This is a genomic window from Akkermansiaceae bacterium, assembly GCA_019634595.1.
GTDB lineage: Bacteria > Verrucomicrobiota > Verrucomicrobiia > Verrucomicrobiales > Akkermansiaceae > Luteolibacter.
Genome location: JAHCBC010000001.1, coordinates 1,086,693 through 1,106,647, shown reverse-complemented (window position 1 = coordinate 1,106,647; position 19,955 = coordinate 1,086,693). Strand labels below are relative to the sequence as shown.

Sequence of the window (19,955 nt, the reverse complement as noted above, 5' to 3'; positions counted from 1 at the left end):
TTACAATCCTCTCCAATATTTTTGCGTGCCCTGCGACGGGTGTTTTTCGAACCACGGATTTCACGGATTGGGATAAGATGACCACTGATTGCACTGATTTACTGATTATGAAGAAAGGGACCTGATGTTTCCGATCCTGAAATGGATTTCTCTTCAATCAGTAAATCAGTGCAATCAGTGGTTATCCTCCCACCCAATTCAAATTCATTACCCAATCCGTGAAATCCGTGAAATCCGTGGTCTGAAAAACGCCGCTTCCCTCCCTTACCGGGGGAAAATCCGTGGAACTTCCGCAAAAGCGTGATTTTCTCCCACTGCCGGGTTGACAACTCCCTCCGCATTCCTAAAGTCCGGCCCCCGCGCCGCTGGAAAAGCGGTTCCAAACTTATTTCATACCAGGTCCCGCCATGAGCAAACGCACTTACCAGCCATCCAAGCGCACCCGCAAAGCCCAATTCGGTTTCCGCGCCCGCATGGCCACCAAGGCCGGCCGCGACATCCTCCGCCGCCGCCGCCAGAAAGGCCGCAAGCGCCTCATTCCGAAAGGCGTGGAGCTGAAGTACGCCCGCCACACCACCCAGCACAACTGAGCTGGGGCTTGGGTGCGCCGAGGTGCTTGCCAATAGCAGCCCGCCATGCGTCTCCCGAGAAAGTGCAGCATGACAGACCGCGCGGATTTCGCGCGGGTCAAGACCACCGGTCACGCGAAAGCTGGCCGGTTCGTCATTTTAAGCACGTTGCCGGATCCGTCGCTGGACACCATCCGCACCGGTTTCATCACGTCAAAGCGGTCCGCAAAGCGGGCGCATGACCGCGTGCTGATGCGCCGCCGCTTCCGCGCCTTGGTGCAGAAGCACGCCCCGCAGTTCACGGACATCCGGCGTTTCCTGGTCACCATCGCCCGGCCCGGCGCTTCGCAGGCGACATTCCAGGAAATTGAGGAAGATTGGGTCCGCCAGGCACGCCGTCTGGGCCTGCTCCCGAAACCCGCCTCCTCCCCGCCACCGTGATCTCCCGCGCCGCCACCGCCTTCATCCGGGCAGGTATCCGCTTTTACCAGCGGTTCCTCAATCCGCTGCTGAAAGCCGCTGCCGGACCCGCCGCCGGGTGCCGCTACACCCCCACCTGCTCCCACTACTTTCTCGGCGCGGTGGAAACCCACGGCCCCCTCAAGGGGAGCTGGCTGGGAATTTGCCGGATTTTCCGCTGTCATCCGTGGGGGGGCTACGGTTATGACCCCGTGCCGCCGGCCCTGACACCGGACGGACAGCCCCGCGACCACTCCTGCGGATGCCGCGGGCACCACCACCACTAACGAGATTTTCCCCACATCATGTACGACCGCAAAACCTGGGTGATCGTCGCCCTCTGTGCCGGCCTGCTGGCCGTCAACCTCCACTTCTCCAGCCAGCAACGGGCCGACGAAGCGCGGAAAAAACAGTTCATCGAGGAGGCCCAGAAAGCCACCAAGGCCGCGGAAGCCGCCAGCACCGATCCCGCCGCCGCCCCCGCCGCCGCCCTCAGCAGCGAGGCATCCCTCCCGCCCACCGAGGAGGAAACCTTCGTCCTGGAGAACGGCAAGGTCGCCTTCACCTTCACCAACATCGGCGGCGGCATCAAGCAGGCCCTCTTCAAGGACCAGTTCCAGGTCGGCAGCAAGACCCGCCACGTCATCGTCAACGACAAGGCCGCCGCCGCCATCGGCTCCTTCGCCGACTCCAAGGGAGAATCGTTTGAGAAAACCGTCTTCGCCTTTCCGAAGGACGAGGAGCCCATCCCCGGCAGGAAGGTCAGCTACATCGCCACGCTGCCCTCCGGTCTCATCGTCAAGAAGACCTACTCCCTCATCGACCCCACGGAGCCGGGCGCGCCCTACCTCCTCGACTTCGACCTCTCCGTCCAGAACGAGGGTGCGGGTGCCCTCAACCTCGGCCAATGGAGCATCTTCCTGGGTGAAGCCGCCCCGCTTTACCAGAAGGAGGACATGCACCAGACCGGCTTCTTCTGGCGGGAGAACGGCAGCATGCACTTTGAGGAAGTCACCGGCTTCACCGGCGGCACCTTCTCCAAGGCGAAGAACCTGATCACCAGCCCGAACGATGAGGCCATCGAGTTCGGCGGCGTCGCCAACCAGTTCTTCACCACCGTTCTCCGCGCGAAGAACCCCGTCGCCGGAGAAGTCTGGGGCCGTTCCTCCACCTACCAGCTCACGGATGGGGAAAGGACCCTCCACTCCATCCGCGCCGGCCTCCGCCTGCCGGAGACCAACCTGAACCAGGCGGATGGGGTGAAGACTTTCTCCTACCGCCTCTTCATCGGCCCGAAGGACAACACCATGCTGCGGAAGATGGACAACCGCGAGAGCGGCTGGGGTGACGTCATGCAGTACGGCTTTTTCTCCCCCGTATCCCGCGTCCTCAACTTCATCCTCAACTTCCTCCACACCGGCCTCGACAAGGTGGCGAAGGAATGGTCGTGGGGCCTCGCCATCATCTTCCTGACCATCATCGTCCGCGGTGCCATCTGGCCGCTGCACGCGAAGTCCACCCGCACCATGAAGCGGATGAGCAAGCTGCAGCCGGAGATGGCCAAGCTGAAGGAAAAATACCCGGACGATCCCAACAAGCTCAACACGGAGATGATGGGCCTTTACAAGAAGTATGGCATCAACCCCGTCGGCGGCTGCCTGCCCATGCTCCTGCAGATCCCCATCTTCTTCGGCTTCTTCCGCATGCTCCAGTATGCCGTGGAGTTCCGCGGCCAGGGCTTCCTCTGGGTGCAGGACCTTTCCCAGCCGGACACCCTCACCCACGTCCTCAACATCCCGATCAACATCCTGCCCATCGTCATGGGCATCACCAGCTTCCTCCAGATCGCCATGACCCCGAAGACCGGGGACAAGATGCAGCAGCGCATCATCATGTTCATGCCGCTGATCTTCTTCTTCTTCTGCTATAACTTCGCCTCCGCCCTCGCCCTCTACTGGACCACGCAGAACATCTTCTCCATCGGCCAGACCTGGCTCATGAACAAGATCCCCGAGCCCGAGCTGAAGCCCCGCCCCGACGGCGGCAAGAAAAGCTGGGTCCAGCGCATGGCCGAGCGCCAGATGGAACTCCAGAAAGCCCGTGAAAAGGGCGGCCACGGCGGCAGCGGTGGCACCGGCATGCGCGACGTCACCCCGGAAAAGAAAAAGCCCCGCGGTCCCCGCACCGGCGGCTGATCACAGTAGCGAAGCCCGTGAGAGCTTCGGCGGAGTGGACGTCTGATGGGAAACCCGCTCCACTCCTTCGCGGACTCCCTCATCGCAAAGACGAGGCCCATGAGGAAATGTCATCGTGGGATCATCGCCGGCCTCCGGAATGGCTCCTCTTTCTGGTAGCGGAAGTCGTGAGACTTCCGGCTGGGAGGACGTCCACGAAAAACCGGAGTCGCTTTGCCAGATGACCTCCACCCACCGAATCTCCCACGAGATTCGCTACACCCGGGATTCTCCACCCTCCATGGAGCTTCGCCCGCCTCCGCGATCCTCTCCGCGACCTCCTTTCCTCCGCGTTTCGTTTCACGACGGGCATCACCCCTCCCTCACCAGGGCCATCATCAGCACGTCATGATAGATCCCATCGATGCGGATGGCCGCCCGCTTCGTCCCCTCCGTGTGGAAGCCCAGCTTTTCGTAAAGCGCGATCGCGTTCGCATTGTCCACCCGCACCGTCAGTTCCAGCCGGGTGAGGCCCAGCTCCCATGACCTCCTGACCGCCTCCTCCATCATCGTGCGGCCGTGGCCTTTCCCGCGGTAGTCCGGCAGCAGGCCCAGCCCGATGACCCCCACATGGGAACGCGCATCGCCGAAGACCGGCGTCACATCGCACCAGCCCACCACACGGCCGTCATCCTCCGCCACCAGATGCGGGAAACCCGCCTTTGCCAGGCTGCGGTAAAAAGCGACGGACGCCTCCAGCGGCGGCACTTTCACCCCGGCCAGATATTTCCGCTCACGCGCCACCGCGTCCGTCGCCGCACGCAGCCCGACATGATGCCCCTCATGCGCCGTGGTGATCCGGAATCCCGTCATGTGCCGCGGGCTTTCACTTAACCCTGTGGGGAGCCGGTGGTGCGTGTCAGGCTTTCCACGTAGGCGCGGCAGCGGGAACGCAGGAGGCGGATGAAAAGGAAGCCGGGCAGGCCGGGGAGCAGCAGGCTGCCGAGCAGGGAGAGGGTCTGCCAGTGAGGCTCATCCCGGTGGCAGCGGTGGGAAAGCCAGAGGGCGAGGGCGAACTGGCCCAGCATGGCGATGAAGAAAATCTCAGATCCATTCACCAAACCGGAAAGGGGAAGCTTGCTCATGCGGATGATGGGTGGATTCACCCCGTCTCCGTGAGTGGCGGGGTGGGTGGATTTTGATCGTATCCCCCGGCCTCAGCCAAGCGCGAAATGAAGTTTCTGATTGTGGATATCTTTGTGAATGGATTGTTAATTTGTTGGTGTTCAGGTTGTTGTGGTTGATGGTTTTCAGATTGGCTGCGGTTCGTGGTGGAAGGGTCGGCTTGGCCCCGCCCGTTCCAGTCGCTATGATGGTGGTCCCGCCGCCAGAGATGAGGTGGTCCGGGAGATGGGGGGAGAATCGGGATTGGCGGAGGGAACGGGGCGGTGCTATCCATCCTCATATGCACGGGAATGGCATGAAGTTCATGGCGGCGGTGGCGGTGTTGCTGCTGTCGGTGATGGGGGTGCTGGTGGTCCTGAAAGCGGGGAAGGAGAAGGAGAGGGCGGCATTTGTGGGGGAGGGCCAGGTGGATGGGGTTTCATCCGTGGGTGAGGAACTGCAGCGGGTGGAACGGGAGTCGGGTGAGGCGGGGCAGCCGATGGAGCCGGTGCGGGCGCGGGAGAAGATGCGGGAGGCGATGGCGGTGCCGGCGCTGAACGTGCGGGCGAAGATGGCGGGGGAGATCATCCGGGATCTGTGCCTGGCCGGGCATGTGGAGGATGCGTGGAAGATGGTGGACCCGGCGAAGGGGCAGGTGCGTGACGTGGAGTTGATGGCGTATTTCCGCTACGCGAAGCTGGAGCCGATGGAGCTGCTGGAGAAGGCGGGGGAACTGCCGGACAAGGCGGAGGTGCGGCGGGCGCTGGATGGCTACCTTTCCGGCGGGACGCTGGAGGATGTGCACGGGGTGGTGGCGCTGCCGGGATTCGCGGAGGGGCTCAGGGAACTGGAGGCGGGGTATCCGCCGGAGATGAAGCCGGTGGTCGCGGAGCTGGTGCGTGACCGGCTGCGGGCGTCCCGGTCCGACCAGGAGCGGGATGCGGTGGCGCGGTTCGCATGGAAGATGCATGAGCTGAAGGCGATCGACACCAGCCTGTGGATGGAGGTGACGAAGGTGAACGACCTGCGGGATGCGTTCGAACGCTGGGAGGAAGTCCGCGCGCTGACGGAGGCGGAGGGTCTTTTCCAGGAGGGGGATCCCCATCGCTCCGGGATGCTGCAGAGGCTGATGACGGAGGACGCGGGAAAGGCGATGTCCGTGCTGGTGCCGCGGGATGACCGCCAGGGCCGGGTGGACCTGGTGGATGCGGTGCGCCTCTGGTATGAAAGGGACTGGCCATCCACCGGAAAGTGGCTGGAAAAACATGCGCAGGAACTGGACCAGGGCCAGCGGGACGCGGTGTATGCCGCTCTGGCGAAATACGAAGCCTCCGCCGGTGATGCGGCGAAGGCGAGGGGGTGGGCGGAGAAGGTGGGGGACGCGGAGATCCGCGGGGAACTGCTACGGGGTATGTAGTGGAAGGGTCCGCGCGGCTTGCGTGGGGAGGCGGTTCACCGCGTTTCCAGGCGGTCGAGGCGCTGGCGGATGGCCTGGAGTTCCTGGTCCCGGACACGGTCGCCTGCGGTGCTGCCGGCGGCGTGCTGGTCGAACTCGCGCCGTAGGTCGCGGGATTCCTTCGCGACGTCGGCGAGGGTCTTGAGCGCCTCCGTCTGCACGGCCTGGGTGCGCTTCATTTCATGGACGTCGTTCTGGATGCGTTCCTGCGCGCCGGGGAGGGTCTTCAACGGGGCGATGAACAGGACGGCGGTGGTGATGGCTCCGAGGATGGAGATGGTGAGGAGCAGGGTGTTGAGGTTGACGCCGCGGTCGGTGAGGGATTTGACGGTCATGATGGAGTCGGGTGATGGATGGCTGATAATCTAGTGGCTGGCTCCCAATGCCCTCTCCACGAGCTTTGCCTCGGCTTCGCGGCGGCGGATGAGACCGGTGAGATGGGTGCCGGTCCACAGGCGCTTTGATGCGCGGATCTGTGGCGGCAGCGCGGAGGGCCGTGCGGGGATGGCGGAGCGGATGGCCCGCTTTTCCCGATCACGGACGGAGGTGGGGTGGATGCCCGGCCCGCGGTTGAACACCCATGAGAGCATGGCGGACTGGATGTGCGGATGGAGGGTGTGGACGCCGGGATAGGCGGCGCGGGTGGCGGCGGTGAAGCGGGGGATGGTGCTCCTCTGATAGACGCCCAGCGCGCTTTCCCAAGGGATGATGAGGTGCCGGACGGCGGGCAGTTTCAACCGGGCGGCGGTGCCGGTGATGCCGGCGCAGGACTGGAGCTGGCGGATGGCGGCGGGGGGGAGGGCGGACCAGTCACGTGCGATGTCCCCGCGCGTGTTGTAACCGAGATCATAGCCGACGCCGATGGTGACGCCGCTGGCCCCGCCGGGCCAGGTGGGGTGGATGAGCTGGCGGTTGTAGTAGGGTGCGCCGCCGCCGACCTCATGGTCGAGGATGAGTTTCATGCCCTCTGCGGAGAGGGTGAGGGGGCCGGTGTGTGTTGGCTGCGCGTGGAGGGGGATGAGCGCCGCCAGGGCGAGGATGAGGGATTTCATGGGAAGGGGGGGAGGTGGGGTGGAATGACTGGGACCGCGGAATTCATTCCGCCCCGGAGAATCAAGCCAGCGAAGCCAAGCGGAATGAATTGCCTCCGGCTGACCCATCTCACTTCGCATTTGGAGAAAGCCCGCTATCGCTCACTATGGGCTCTGCGGTTCCAGTGGGTCCACTTCGATGTTTCTCCGGATCACGCCCCGCTGAAGCAGATGGACGCGGCGATGAGTTCGAGCGTGGCGACTCCGGTGAAGACGAAGAAGCGGGAGCGGACATCGAGCGCGGCCCAGCCTTCGGCGAAGCCTTCGTTGCTGAATCGGTTGAGGGTGGGCCAGCCGATGGCGATGCCGATGAGCCATGCGCAGAGGTTGGCGCCGACGAAGTTGGAGAATCCACGCAGCGCGCCGATGAGGTTGGCCAGTCCGGGGACGTCCCGCCCGCTGATGGAGAGGCGGCTGACGACATCCGCGAGGATGGCGAAGAGAAGGGCGATGGCGAGGAAGGCGAGGATGTCTTTCCAGTTGGTGAGGAGTGTTTTCATGGAGTGGTGGGTGGTAGGGAGTTATGTCTTATGTCTGTTAGTTGATGTTATATCTTGAGGAATGTCTTCGCCGCGATCCATGCGAGGGCGATGGCGAGGCAGATGCCGAGGGTGATGCGGTAGATGCGGATCTCCCCGGAGAGCTTGTCGGCGCGTGTGCGCTGGATCCCGATGGCTTTGGTGGCGGCGGTGAGCTGCGTGGCATGGTCAGCCACCATGGTGCTGAGGTGGGTGTGGGCGGCGCGGAGTTGGCCGGCTTCCGCATCTTTCATGGATGCGTGTTCCTGGAGCCTGCCCGCGGCGGCGCGCGCATCGGTCAGAGCCGCCGCGAGACGGGAGGTTTCCGTATCGAGGAAAAGGTTCCTCGCTTCCACGGTCTGGAGATCCTGCCAGAGCCTGGTGAGCTCGGCTTCGGTGGCGGTCTTCAGGGTTTTGAGACGCTCCGCTTCCTCCCGCGCCTTGGTGGCGGCGAGGCGGGCTTCCGTTGCGCCGGAGCCAATGATGGCGGCCATCTCCCCGGCATCCGCGATCTGGTCGCGCAGCCTGCCCGCCTCCGGCGCGACGGCGGCGGCACGCGGGGGTGCGGCGGGGACGATGGAGGTCGGCGCGGGCTTGCTGGCGCAGGAGGCGAGCAGAATGCAGCAGAGGGGGATCGTGGATCGCATCATGGGGGGAGGGGTGGAGGTTTGAGGCCCGAAGCGTGAAGGAAGTTGTCCCGGTTCCACATCATGCCGAGGTCCGCGGAGTCATGTGAAGCGGCGAGCGTGCCTGCAAGGGCGATGCCGGATTGGCGAGCTGCCATGGTTGCAGGTATCACGGATGGCAGTGGGGACGAGGGTGTAAGTCATGAGGGCCGGAGTTTGGAAAAGTGGAATTGAGTCTGGAGGGTTTGCGCTTCTGTCCATGGACCAAAGGCAACACTGCTGATATAGCCGTCCCACAGATCCGCAGTGTCAGAGAACGCGAATGAGCCGCCGATTTTGATTCGAGTGGATGCGATGGCGCTGGTGTTGACGGAGGCAGTCACCTTGTCGTTGCCATTCTTCCAAGTCTCAATGGCGGAGCCGGTGGCGCGTGAGGCGAACGTGAACCACTCATTGGCGAGGGTATTCTGATATCCATGAGATTCGGCATATTGAACCCCGACTTCAGAGTCAGACAGTGGCCTGAGAGCAGGAACATACCCGGTGCCACCCTCCCAATCCATATTCGAGGTATCCGCCATGGACAGGAGACGTCCGTTGTCCTGCGCGGAACTTCTATACATTCCGGTCGCAGTAGCGGAGATGATCCCGGAGATGGTGGGGACTCCTGTGGCAATCAGGAAGTCGTCAATGCCATCGAATTCCAGGACAGGAACACCGGAAACAAACTGAAGAGTCGGACGTTTGGCTGGAATACTTTGCTCCAAAACGAGACCGCTGCCGGAAAGCTCATCCCGCCATGCAGCGACGGAGTCCCCATCCTCCATCGCGGGGATGGTGCATGCCACATCCTTGTATAGCCCGAAAGGAACCCCATCCCCGCGATGGGTCTGGAGGCGGAGTGAGAAGTCCAGGCCCGCAAGTGGATCCGGATCGAAGGAATGGAGGTGGGAGGCAGCACTTGCCATCTGATTTTCCGTCCATCGGGATCCGGGCAGGATCAGGATGGAAGTGAGATCCACGGGAGCTGCGATCTCTCCGTTGTGGCCGTTGCCGATCATCAGTTCGCCGGTGGCTAAGTAGCCGCCGGAGCCGTCCGTCTGGTCGGTGATGATGACGTCCGGCTCGAATTGACGGCGGACGTGGTAGGAGTAGATGTTCGGTTCGTAAGTGACGACGAACGCGAATGGGTCTGTGCCGACGTCCACAGCGGTCTGCGGATCGTTCACCCCCAGCTGATTGATCCCCACCAGGTTCGCACCCCCAGCGCCGAACGTGACGCCTCCCGGCGGTGCGCCGATCAATGCGGGATAGAGGCCTGTGCTGCGGAAACGCCCGGATGCCGCATAGGAGAATGCATCGTCCGGGGCGAGGATGGTGGTGTGCAGGACATCATCGGCTCCGTCGAAGCGGATCACGGGCGTTCCGGAGACGAATCGGAGTGTGGGACGCTTGGTGGAAACGCTCTGCACTGCGACCAGCCCACCACCTGAAATTTCATCCCGCCACGCGGCGATGGAGTCGCCTTCTGTTGTCGCAGGGATGGTGCAGGCGACATCCTGATACAACCCAAGAGGAATACCGTTCCCGCGATGTGTTTGGAGCCGGAGAATGGCGGGAACCTCCGCCATGGGATCAGGATTGATATGGCGGACATGTGTTGAGATCCGGGCAATCTCACCGGCGGACCAAATGGAATTGGCCTGCATGTAGGATGTCATCCGGCCCGACCAATGCGCTCCGAAGCCATCCTGCCCGATGCTCAAGGTGGTGGAATCGCCCAGCATCGGCGCGTTGGCCGGAGTTCCGGGAGATCCGGTCCGGACGCCGTCCAGATACATGGACCACGCGGCCTTATCGATGTCGCCATTGGGGATCAGTCCGATGTGGGAGTGCCAGTTGAGGTCCAGGCTGTTTTCCTCCCCATACCCGGCAGCGCGATCAGGGGACCACAGCCAGAACGCATTGTCGGGAGTGAGGCCATCATAGTAATTTCCTATGGCGATGTTATATGGCCCGTAGCCAGCCATTCCGCCAAACCCTGTGGTGTTGTTTTTCGCTCCAACTGAGAGGGAGAATGGAAATGGCCTGGCAAGAGTGAGTGTGAGATGATCATCAACCCCATCGAACTCCAGAACCGGCACGCCGGAGGCAAACCGCAGGATCGGCCGCTTGGTGGAAACATCCTGAACTGCCACCAGGCCACTGCCTGAAATTTCATCCCGCCATGCGGCGATGAGGTCTCCGGCTGCCGTTGCGGGGGTGGTGCAGGCAGTGTCCTTGTAAAGGCCGACTGGGGCCAGCCGTTGGTGTGTGATGAACCTGATCACTGGCATGGCGCCTCCTCCACCGGCATCCTGCCATCCTTCTTCCGGTGGCAGGTCGGGGTTGTTCAGGTTGATATAGGCGGGCCCGTTGGTGGCGTTCAGGAGCCAGACAGGTTCCGGCAACCAACCGGAGAACCAGATGATGCTGATGTTGCTGGAGGCGTGTCTGAACCATGGCTTTCCGTCAAAGTATCCGTCCATCTGATAGAGGCCGTTCACACTGGCATCCCCCGCGCCCGTGACGAGGATGTCGTTGATCACTCCTCTCACCTCCCCCCGGTGCGTCTGCAGCCGGAGGTTGAAGGGAATTCCCTCCAGCGGGTCCGTTTCACCATGGCGTGTGATGATACCGCTGCGGGAACTCACCCGGCCGGAACGGGTGATGCTTCCGCGCCGGAGGATGGGGTGGGGGAGGAGGATGCCTGACATGGAGATGGGGGGAGGTGGGATGGAGAGCGGAAAGGAAAGGCGGTGCGCCGCCTCAGAGCACCGGCACCAGATTCACGCGGATGGGTGCGTTGGTGGACGCCACGGTGATGCGCAGTGTGCCGGAGGGCGCGACCAGGCGCGCTTCGGTGGGGTTGGCGCCCAGCATGCCTCCGTCCTGGACTGCGGAGAAGCCGCCGCCGGGGCCGTCGTCAAAGGCCAGTGTGGCGGCGGCGGTGCCGGAGCAGCGCAGCGTGAGGAGATATTCGCGGCCGGGGATCAGGCGTGGGATGTCATAGGATCCGGCGGTGGTGATGGTGTTGTTGGGGGGTAGGTTCATGGTGGGGATGATGGTTGATAGTTGATAGTTGGGGGTTGATGGCGTGAGGGCTGATTCGCTGGATATTTACCATCAACCATCCACCATCAACCTGCCGCCAACACTCGCCATGCGGGGCGGTTCGATCTTTCCGCTGCGCGCGGAGGTGTCCTCGTGAGTGGTGAAGGCGTGGTCCGTGCGGCAGTGGAGTTTCAGCCCCACGCTTTGCAGCGCCATGAGGAGGATGGATTCGTAACAAAGGCCGAAGCCGTTGCCGTGCGGACCCACCTGGTTGGAGGCGATGATCTCCAGCGCGTTGATCAGGAAAGGTGTCTTTGCCAGCAGCGGTGTGTTATAGACCACGGCCTGGCTGCCCCAGAATGGCGGGAGAACTTCGTGCCAGCCACCCGGGCCGGGCGTGTGGTGGGCCACATCCCCGCCCAGCAGCACCGCGCCGCAGTCGTCGGGGAGGGTGGTCGTGCGCAGCCACGACCCGTAGGCGGCGGGCACCACCTTCGCGTCATCCTCCAGCACCAGCAGCGGACCGTTTCCGCCATGCAGGCGCAGCGCGCGCAGGTGGGAGAGGGAGCAGCCGCGGACCGCCACGTTCGCCGGTGCGCTTTCCCACAGGGGTGCCACCGCCTCCAGCATGCGGCAGTTCCCCACCTTGTGGAACAGTTCCAGCACGGATGCCTTCCTGTCCTCTCGGCCGGACTGGTGGATGATGACGGCCCGCGGGGCAGGACCCACGTGCGTCTCCTCCGCGCGGTGCAGCGTCACGTTTTCCAGATGGCGGAGCGAGTGTGCGTACACTTCCGGGATCTTGTGGTCCGTGCCCGCATACAGATGTGTTTCGCGCCCCAGCAATCCGGCGATGATGCCCACATGCAGCCGGTCCGTGTGGATGGTGCGGTACCCGGCGATGGTGCGGATGAAATCGTGGGCCGCCTCCTTGCAGTTGTCTGGTGTCCAGGCGCGGTGCGCCGCCAGGGAGATGTCATCATTGTCCACCGGGCGGTGGTTCGTCGCGCTCTCCACATCCCCGCGGAAGCAGTTCAGCGTGCCCGCCGCCGGCAGATCCCGCCATGGCGTGCAGTCGGTGCGGAGCGCCAGATCGTGCGCCAGTTCGCAGGAGATGCCGCGTGCCTCCGCCAGTTCCAGGGACACCGCGCCGCGGCAGAAGACATGTGCGCGGGGAAAGGTGGCGAGGATGTCCGCGGAGGCCGCGTCCAGGGAGGTGGGCGCGACGACCAGCGGTTTTTCACGCGGCAGGCTGTCCAGCAGCTCGTGGAGATTCGCGTGGTGGCCCAGGCCACCGCCTTTGAAGATGATGGTGTCCTCCTCCAACCGCAGGGAGCGGATCCACGGCGTCGTCGCCAGGGTGATCACCGCGTCACCTGCATTGCCATGCGCGCCGATGAAGGTGACTCCGGGGGCGGCGGGAGGTGCGTCGGTGGCCTGCTGGATCATGTGGGGGAGGATGGCGGATGAAAGGCGGGTGGGTGGATTGAACAGATGGCCAATTTTTTTTCACCGCGGGATCATCCGACTTCTACGGGGTATATAGTAAATGATGTCACTCCGCGTCGAAGTCCGCGCTGGCCGTGCGGATCACCGGGCCGTCGCACAGGTGGATGCGCAGCGTGTCCCCGTCGCAGTGGAAGGTGAGCATGCCGGGAGCCAGCGTGCCGCAGTGTTCCGCGGTGATGGCCTGCGGCTCCTCCCCCCGCACGGCGTCCGTGGCGGCGGGTGGCAGTGCGGTCGCCGCATGGCTCAGCGACAGGCCGTGGTGCGGATGGAGGAAGGCGCGCGCTCCGGGAGCCACCGGCTGCCCGGGTGGGGTGTCATCCCCCTGGCCGCGTGCGATGACCTCCACGCTTCCCTCCAGGGTCAGCCGCGGCCGGTAGCCGAAGCCGCTGGCAGCCCACGCCCCCGTCTCCGCCCTGCCGTTGGAGAACATGGTGGACCACCCCGCCTGCGCCGCCGCCCCATGGCCCAGCGCCACGCATCCTTCCTCCCCGGCCACCGCACCCGCGCCCACCGCCACCGTCTGCGGCGCGGTGGCCGCTTCCGCGGATGCACCTGCGGCCACCGTCTCCCAGGACCGGGCCTGCGCTCCGTGGCCCACGGCCAGCGCGGCGGCATCCGGCGGCGGATCCTCCAGGGATGGCCGGCGCTCGAGGTAGGGCACCTGTGCCGTCGCATCCGCTCCCAGGGCCAGCATGCCGTAGCCGTTCGCCACCGTCTGGTGGCCGAAGGCGCAGTTCCTCTTCCCATGCGCCACCGCCTGCGCCCCCAGGATCACGTTTTCCCTGCCATGGCAGAAAGTGGCGGTTCCCACCACGGTGGACAAAGTATGGCCGGTCCAGTCCATGTTATCCTCGAACGCGGCATCCTGCGCGTCCGCCCTGCCGGTGATGCCGTGGCTTCCCAGCGCGACATTGTTATAGCCATAGATCAGCGCGGATCTCCCCGCCACGGCCAGGGAGTGGTGCTGGTCCGGACCCCTCAGCGCCATGGACTCCGCGCCGATGACCAGCATGTCCCTGGTGTTCTCCTCATCATCCCCCGCGTCCGTGTGCGCGCCATCACCGATGACCGTGGAGCGGAAGCTCAGCGCGTGCGGCTCCGTCGTTTCATGCTCACCCACGCTCCCATGCTGGATGGTGAGGCTGGCGGGGGCCGTGAACACATGATTCCCCTTGTAGCCGAAGGTCGTCCCGTGCCTTTCGTTCGCGATGATGTAGGAGATGGAGAACCGGTAGGCGTCCGCCCGCGCCGTCAGCCATGACATCGCATTCTCGATCGCGACCTCCGCGGTGCCCCACCGGTCGATGAGATACTCTCCCTCCGCCTCCTCCCGGATGGACTCCAGCAGCGCGTCCGTCGGCGTGTAGGTCAGTCCGCCGGGCGGCTCGTCCTCCGGTGCGGGTGCACCCGGGAGATCCTCCGGAAAAAAGGTGATCACCGTGCCGCGGCGGTCCGGCTCCCCCCCGGCGGCCTGGTGCGGCAGGAGCGTGACGCCTCCGTCCTCCACCGCCTCGCTGGCGGGGAATGTCATCGACCGGGTGGAAAGCCCCCCGTCCGTCCGCAGATCCTGCACCGCCATCGCCACCCGGTCCAGCGCCCGTTCCACATCCTCCGGTGCCAGCGGTGAGTCCGGCAGCGGGTGCAGCCGCTGGGTGCGCGGCGTCCGGCGGCGGATGCGGACCTGCATGTCCGCCCCCACCGGCGCGGTGGTGAACAGCCGTGCCTGGCCGCCCGCCATTTCCACGGTATATCCCGTACCTGGCTCCAGCGGTGTTTCCTCCCCGTCCGCAGGCGCGTCCTGACGCCGCAGCGTCACCCGCAGCCACCCCGGCTCATCGAAGCGGAAAGGGATGGGATAGGCTTCCGCCGTCGAGCCGTTCCCGGCATGGATGGTCATGTTGGAGGTTTCCTGGATCATGGATGGTGGTTTTTATGGGTCACATAGGTCTTATGGGTCTTACAGGTCCTATGGGACCCGTCACCCGAACGCGATGGACGCCGTCCGGATCACCGGGACGCCCGATTCCTCCACGGCCACGTCGATGAAAAGATGCGTCTTCGCCGTGTTCACGCGGAAGGCCAGCATCCGCACCGGGATGTGGAACCCGCCGCTGGAGGGCGGCGGTTCCTCGCCCCATGGTTCCGTGCCCGTCGTGGGCGTGTCGTCCGTCAGCAGGTAGGAAAGCTGCGCCGCCCCGGTGCTCCCGGAGAGGAACAACCGCGGGCCGGAGGTGCCCGCGCGGATGTCCACGCTGTCCGGCACCTCCAGCGCCACCCCGCGTCCCAGCGCCGTGGACCGTTCCGCCTCCACCTTCACCACGTTCCCGTAGCCGAAGGCACATCCATCCGGCGCGGACACACTGTTGCTCCAGCCCACCGCCGTGGATCTCGCGCCATGTGCCTGCGCATCCACCCCTACCGCCGTGCCGCCCGCGCCCTCCGCCGTACAGCGGATGCCCACCGCGCACGCGTCCGCCGCCTTCGCCTTGCTGAACGCGCCCATGGAGAGCGCGCGGTCCGCCGGGTGCGCCGCACTGCCCGCCTGGTGCCCCACGGAGGTCTGCTGGACACCCACCGCCGCCGCGCCCGTCCCCGCCGCCAGGGAGGATGTGCCCGCCGCACGTGCCTCCGCACCCAGCGCCGTCCCGTATGCCCCGCCCGCCTCCGTCATATAGCCCACCGCCACACATCCATATCCCGTCACCCCGGACTCCACCGGCGTCCGCGCCCATGGTCCCACCGCCACGGACGTGTCCAGCTCCGCATGCGCGGAACGCCCCGCCGCCACCGACTCGCTCCCCCGCGCCACCGCGTCATGCCCCAGGCTCACCGCACCGCCACCCCACGCCTGCGCGAAAGAGCCGATGCTCACCGAGTAGGCCGCATCCGCATGCGTCCCGTAGCCGATGGCGATGCTCCGCTGCCCCTTCGCCCGGTGCTCCAGCGAATCGCTCCCGGACTGGATCGTCATCGACTCCGGCCCCGGACGGTAGGCGGGCTGGTCCAGCAGGTCCCGGTTCCCGATCTCCCCGTACTTCATCCCGTCATTCACCGCGTCCCGGTAGTAGAATCCCTGCGTCGCCCACTGGTAGGTCTGTTGGAATGACGTCTCCGTCTGCTGGACCAGCGCACCCACCTGCCCCAGCACATACGTGAGCTGCGACTGCGCCGACACCAGCGCGATCTGGTTCGTCGTCACCAGCTCCAGCTCCCCCGTCTGCCTGTGGAACCCCAGCAAGCGTCCCGTCCGCCCCGTCGCCGGTGGCAACTGCGTGCGGAAGCCCGCCGGCTCCCCCGGCGGAAAGGTCAGCACGTTCTGGACCAGCGATCCGTTCTCCGCCTGCTGGTCCTGCAGCGCCATCGTCAGCCGGTCCAGCGCCCGCTCCAGCGCGCGGGCCGGCAGCGGCGCGTTCGTGGCCAGTTCCAGCGGCTGCTCCAGTGGCGTCACCCGGGCCACCCGCAGCGTCTGTCCGTGCGGCAGCGGCGGATTCGTCACCACATGCGGCACCGCCGTGCCCCCGCCATCCACCTCCGCATACCGCACGATGAACGAGTTCTCCTGTTGGGACCCCTCGGTCCCATCCGGATCATGATCCAGGTTCACCACCAGATTTCCATCCAGGAACTGCACCTTCAGCCACCCCGGATCATCGAAGCGGAAAGGCACCGCCACCCCACCTTCAGGCACCTCATCATAGTCCTGCGTCGGTCTCGTCTCTTCCTCGATCATGCCGCCAGCATGCCCATCCCCCGAAGCGCCCACACATTGAACACCTGGCCAATTTATGGGTCATCGGTCATCGGTCATCGGTCATCCTGAATCTTGAATCTTGAATCTTGAATCTCCCGCACGATCTTCCCCCATGGGAATGAACCACATCCGGAAAGCGCCCGGCGTGCTCGACGAAGCCGCGGCCCGTGCGGAGCAAATGCCATACTGCACCGAGCGTGAAGCCGCCGGACGTGAGCATGATGGGAAATGCACCCGCGCCCTCGACCACCTCATCCATGCCGGCGTCCGCGAAGCCATCGCCATACTGGAGCTGGAAGGGGAGTGGTTGCGGAAGTCCCGCGGCAGCCGCCCCTGATGACGGCGCGGCGGAGTAACACGTGCAGGGAATACGTTAAAAAGATTCCGTTTTTTTAACATGAGGCTGCACTCATGTCACTCCGTGCAACACGTCCGGAAAATGTGTTAAGATTTGCCTCATTTTTTAACATGAAGTGCAGGTTGGCATCCACAGGATCTGAATCCGCGCAAATCCAGGGTCCCTACATTAGGGAGAATAGACCCTGATCGTTGGATTTTGAACCACGGATGAACGCGGATGGACACAGATTGAAGAACTCCATTCCAATCCTCCTCTTATCTGATCTGTGTCCATCCGCGTTCATCTGTGGTTGATTCAACTCTTTCTGAATTGGCTGGTTGGATCGGATTCCGGTCAGAATTTTTGGCAAAAGATCCATTCCGATCCGCCAATGACACCTCCGCATCTTCGTGGTGAATCCTCTCCATGAAACCGCTTGAGCCTCCGCCATTCCCGGCTTTGTTGTTTCCGGAAAGGCATGGATGACGGAGAGAGAAACCTGCAGGCCGCCCTCGGCTACCTGCACCTGGGCATGGCGGAGGACGCGGCGGAAGAGCTGGACCTGCTCCCGCCCCACCGCGCCGGGGATCCCATCGTGCTCCGCATCCGCGCCCACATCCACTCGGAAACCCACGCTTGGGAAGCCCTGCGGGAAACCTCCGCCCTCCTCATCATCCTCGCCCCGGAGGACAGCCAGCACTGGATCTGGCTGGCCTACGCCACCCGCCGCTGCCGCTCCGTCCGGGATGCGGAAGGCATCCTCCGGAACGCGCTGAAGCTCCACGCGCGGGAACCCCTCATCCACTTCAACCTTGCCTGCTACGCCGCCGTCACCGGCCGCACCGACCTTGCCCGCACCCGCCTTGCGGAAGCCATCCGCATCGACCCCGCCGTCGCCGCCATGGCCGTGGAGGATCCGGACCTCGCCACACTGTGGTAAGTGGCAGGGTGGACATCGCGGCTGCGCGGCCATGTCCGCGCTCCCAGCTTGCCGAAGTAGGCATCGTAGTCCGCCCGGTCGAGCGAGCCGTCCGCCAGCCCGCGGCGGATGCGGTGGGCGCGGTCCGTCGCCAGGCCGAAGAAGCCGCGGAACGCTTCCACGAAGGAACCAAACCTGCCCGCGGCCTGTGGCCCCGCCAGCCGGGCGATGGCAGCCATGTTCCGCGAGATGATGCCCGCGGGCAGTTCCCTCGCGCCGCCGCCTTTCCGCGTGCGGATGACCTCCGCCTCCATCAGTCCGGAGATGCCTTCGTCGAGCGCGACGTCCTGGTCCGCCCGGGACAACGTGTCGAAATTTTCCGGCAGCAGGGAAAGCCGCCGGCCCTCGCGGCTTGGGCGGCCATCCATCACGATGTCCACGGCGCGGCCATCGAGGCGAGGAAACACTCCGCCGCCTCTCTAACAGAAACGTGCTGCGCTACTTCGGCGTCGATCCCTTCGCCACCTTGCCGGTGATGAGATCGATCAGGCGGATGTTGCCTTGCGGGTCCTTCACGAAGTTCTCAGGTCGCAGGTCGGAGATGAGATAATCTTCCCCGTCGATCTCGATCTTATAGATGCCGTGCCGCGATGGCTCGATGCCGAAGGGAAGCTCGATGGAAAGGTAGTCCGTTTCCGAAATTGGGGTGCCTCGATCTTGGACAATGAAGACTTTGCCCCCTGCCGTTAAGGCAGTCGTCGGCATCCCGCCAAGCGCTTCGATGACGGACGCTTTCTCACGCGCAGCTTCCAAACTGGAATCGGTGGTCCGGCTTCCGTCAGAAAGATACCTCACGATACCATCGCTCTTGAATTCCTTCAGAACCTGGCTGGGTCCGAATCGGAAGACATAGCTTTCCGAACCGTCTCCAATGCGTTCTTCGCCATAGTCTTCTTCTGCTCTGGAGAGAGCTTCGCGGATTCTTCTGCGGCTTTCCTCCTCGCTTCTTCGTTGGCTATCCGGTGACTCTCCGGTTCCGGGAACCATTCCGCTTTCTTGTCCATGATCTTGTTGGTGGGGTTGGTTGGGTGAATCCGGCTCCGAGCCGATGGAATACGAAATCTCCTTCAGGGCGTGTCTCGGACGAGGCCCTGCAGCTCCGCTTCCGAGATCAGACACAAAATTCTGAACTGCTCCGGGGTGTACTCGTCGCTCACCTCGCTCACCGGTCCCAGTTTCTGATCCAGGCTCCAGCCGCCCTTCAGCCGCCAGTTGGCCCGTGACAAGAGCGCGTCGCAATGTTGTTTTGCCAATTCCAAGTCGGCTTGGGTGACGTTCTCCCACGAGGAGATCTGCCAAAGTCTGTCTGGAAACGGGAGCGCCTGCATGGTCCACGATGGTAGCGGAATCTGCGCTCAAACGCAAGGCGTCGATCTCGGGGAAAAAGTGCCTCACATATTCATATTCGTGCATCGCCAGCAGGCCCGCGTTGTGTTCGTGGTCGCCGTCCTTCCAGCCTTCCACATCCTTCGTGCCGTCGATGTGCGTGGTGTCGCCCATGCGGATGGCGGAGGAGAGAAGTTGCGGCCAGCGGCGGAAGGTGGCGATGGCCGAAACGCCCGCCGGATCCGGAATGAATCTGAGACCGTTGTTCTTCGCATAGGCCTGGGCGATCTGATAGACGGCGGGGCTCATGGACGCCTTCACGCGGTTCTCATGCATGCCGGGGCTGCCATAGGTGTCCAGTCCACCGGAATGGCTCGTATTGACCCACACGCCCTCCGGACCGACGGAGATGAAGGCGACGCCGATGCCGTCCTCGATGGTGGTGACCTGCGCATTTCCGATCATGCCGAAGGGATAGGTGGAGAGTCCGGGTATGACCGCGTTGGCTTCCTTCACCAGTTCCCCCATGTCCTTGCCCTTCAGCTCCGGCAGACGTGCGGCACCCTCCACCCCATGCAGGGAAAGCCAGAATCCGCCCGCCCGCCTGATGGATGCCACATCGGCCTTGCCGACCTTCAAGCGGGCATCTGATGTGGCGGCCTTGATGCGCGCTTCGCTATCTCCGGGAGAAGATTCCGATCCGAGCGAAAAGGATAGGTCATTCCCGTCATCCAGCAGTCCGCCGAGTTTCTTCGGGTCGGGCAGGTGATGCGGTGGGTTGGTATTCCCATTTTCCTCGATCTGTGGTTTGGACAGATTGACTCCCAGCGCCTTTGCCGCTAGATTGACGTAGAGTCCGATCCCACCGTTAGGAGCAGTCCCTTCTCGGGAGGATGCCGC

The 19,955-nt window shown here is 64.1% G+C and carries 20 protein-coding genes; 6 read left to right on the top strand and 14 right to left on the bottom strand.

Going from position 1 to position 19,955, the window contains the following annotated elements:
* Positions 1-407 precede the first annotated feature (407 nt).
* The 4 genes from rpmH to yidC are packed head-to-tail and all read left to right on the top strand — an operon-like array spanning position 408 to position 3,223.
* Positions 408-590: a 50S ribosomal protein L34 gene (rpmH, locus tag KF712_04720; GenBank protein ID MBX3740270.1), complete on the top strand. Its 183-nt coding sequence runs from the start codon at positions 408-410 to the stop codon at positions 588-590.
* 45 nt (positions 591-635) lie between these two features.
* Entirely contained in the window at positions 636-1,010 is a 375-nt protein-coding gene (gene rnpA / locus KF712_04715; protein ID MBX3740269.1) for a ribonuclease P protein component, read from the top strand.
* A complete protein-coding gene (gene yidD / locus KF712_04710; GenBank protein ID MBX3740268.1) occupies positions 1,007-1,315 on the top strand; it encodes a membrane protein insertion efficiency factor YidD in 309 nt (102 codons plus the stop codon). The genes rnpA and yidD overlap by 4 nt, the downstream gene beginning before the upstream one ends.
* An 18-nt stretch (positions 1,316-1,333) precedes the next feature.
* Positions 1,334-3,223 (top strand): membrane protein insertase YidC, encoded by a 1,890-nt coding sequence (gene yidC, locus KF712_04705; protein MBX3740267.1) that lies wholly within the window; start codon positions 1,334-1,336, stop codon positions 3,221-3,223.
* Positions 3,224-3,574: 351 nt separating this feature from the next.
* Here yidC and KF712_04700 read toward each other — a convergent pair whose 3' ends face one another.
* Both KF712_04700 and KF712_04695 read right to left on the bottom strand, forming a co-directional pair.
* Positions 3,575-4,075: a GNAT family N-acetyltransferase gene (locus tag KF712_04700; GenBank protein MBX3740266.1), complete on the bottom strand. Its 501-nt coding sequence runs from the start codon at positions 4,073-4,075 to the stop codon at positions 3,575-3,577.
* A gap of 17 nt (positions 4,076-4,092) precedes the next feature.
* The gene (locus KF712_04695) at positions 4,093-4,347 is read right to left on the bottom strand and encodes a hypothetical protein (protein ID MBX3740265.1); all 255 of its coding nucleotides are present in this window, start codon (positions 4,345-4,347) and stop codon (positions 4,093-4,095) included.
* A gap of 320 nt (positions 4,348-4,667) precedes the next feature.
* Here KF712_04695 and KF712_04690 point away from each other — a divergent pair, with 320 nt between their 5' ends.
* On the top strand, positions 4,668-5,783 hold the full coding sequence (locus tag KF712_04690; protein MBX3740264.1) for a hypothetical protein: 1,116 nt from the start codon (positions 4,668-4,670) through the stop codon (positions 5,781-5,783).
* Between the two features lie 35 nt (positions 5,784-5,818).
* Here the strand turns inward: KF712_04690 and KF712_04685 are convergent, their stop codons facing one another.
* The 10 genes from KF712_04685 to KF712_04640 form a co-directional block, all read right to left on the bottom strand.
* Positions 5,819-6,157, bottom strand: coding sequence for a hypothetical protein (locus KF712_04685; protein MBX3740263.1), 339 nt, complete (start codon positions 6,155-6,157; stop codon positions 5,819-5,821).
* A gap of 30 nt (positions 6,158-6,187) precedes the next feature.
* Entirely contained in the window at positions 6,188-6,874 is a 687-nt protein-coding gene (locus KF712_04680; protein ID MBX3740262.1) for a hypothetical protein, read from the bottom strand.
* A 191-nt stretch (positions 6,875-7,065) separates the two neighbouring features.
* Positions 7,066-7,413 carry a hypothetical protein gene (locus tag KF712_04675; protein MBX3740261.1) on the bottom strand — a complete coding sequence of 116 codons (348 nt, stop codon included), beginning with the start codon at positions 7,411-7,413 and terminating at the stop codon, positions 7,066-7,068.
* Between the two features lie 47 nt (positions 7,414-7,460).
* Positions 7,461-8,081, bottom strand: a complete 621-nt coding sequence (locus KF712_04670; GenBank protein MBX3740260.1) for a hypothetical protein — start codon at positions 8,079-8,081, stop codon at positions 7,461-7,463.
* Positions 8,078-8,215 (bottom strand): hypothetical protein, encoded by a 138-nt coding sequence (locus tag KF712_04665; protein ID MBX3740259.1) that lies wholly within the window; start codon positions 8,213-8,215, stop codon positions 8,078-8,080. The genes KF712_04670 and KF712_04665 overlap by 4 nt, the downstream gene beginning before the upstream one ends.
* A 42-nt stretch (positions 8,216-8,257) precedes the next feature.
* Positions 8,258-10,813: a hypothetical protein gene (locus KF712_04660; GenBank protein ID MBX3740258.1), complete on the bottom strand. Its 2,556-nt coding sequence runs from the start codon at positions 10,811-10,813 to the stop codon at positions 8,258-8,260.
* A gap of 52 nt (positions 10,814-10,865) precedes the next feature.
* Positions 10,866-11,150: a hypothetical protein gene (locus KF712_04655; GenBank protein MBX3740257.1), complete on the bottom strand. Its 285-nt coding sequence runs from the start codon at positions 11,148-11,150 to the stop codon at positions 10,866-10,868.
* A 72-nt stretch (positions 11,151-11,222) separates the two neighbouring features.
* Positions 11,223-12,599, bottom strand: coding sequence for a polysaccharide pyruvyl transferase family protein (locus KF712_04650; GenBank protein ID MBX3740256.1), 1,377 nt, complete (start codon positions 12,597-12,599; stop codon positions 11,223-11,225).
* A 106-nt stretch (positions 12,600-12,705) separates the two neighbouring features.
* Entirely contained in the window at positions 12,706-14,577 is a 1,872-nt protein-coding gene (locus KF712_04645) for a hypothetical protein (GenBank protein MBX3740255.1), read from the bottom strand.
* Positions 14,578-14,637: 60 nt separating this feature from the next.
* The gene (locus KF712_04640) at positions 14,638-16,389 is read right to left on the bottom strand and encodes a hypothetical protein (protein MBX3740254.1); all 1,752 of its coding nucleotides are present in this window, start codon (positions 16,387-16,389) and stop codon (positions 14,638-14,640) included.
* Between the two features lie 139 nt (positions 16,390-16,528).
* On the opposite strand from KF712_04640, the gene KF712_04635 reads away from it, so the two are divergent.
* A complete protein-coding gene (locus KF712_04635) occupies positions 16,529-16,747 on the top strand; it encodes a hypothetical protein (GenBank protein MBX3740253.1) in 219 nt (72 codons plus the stop codon).
* Positions 16,748-17,569: 822 nt separating this feature from the next.
* On the opposite strand, the gene KF712_04630 is transcribed toward KF712_04635, so the two are convergent.
* Both KF712_04630 and KF712_04625 read right to left on the bottom strand, forming a co-directional pair.
* On the bottom strand, positions 17,570-18,136 hold the full coding sequence (locus KF712_04630; GenBank protein MBX3740252.1) for a hypothetical protein: 567 nt from the start codon (positions 18,134-18,136) through the stop codon (positions 17,570-17,572).
* A 31-nt stretch (positions 18,137-18,167) separates the two neighbouring features.
* Complete coding sequence (locus KF712_04625; GenBank protein ID MBX3740251.1) at positions 18,168-19,694, bottom strand: hypothetical protein; 1,527 nt, start codon at positions 19,692-19,694, stop codon at positions 18,168-18,170.
* Positions 19,695-19,955 lie beyond the last annotated feature (261 nt).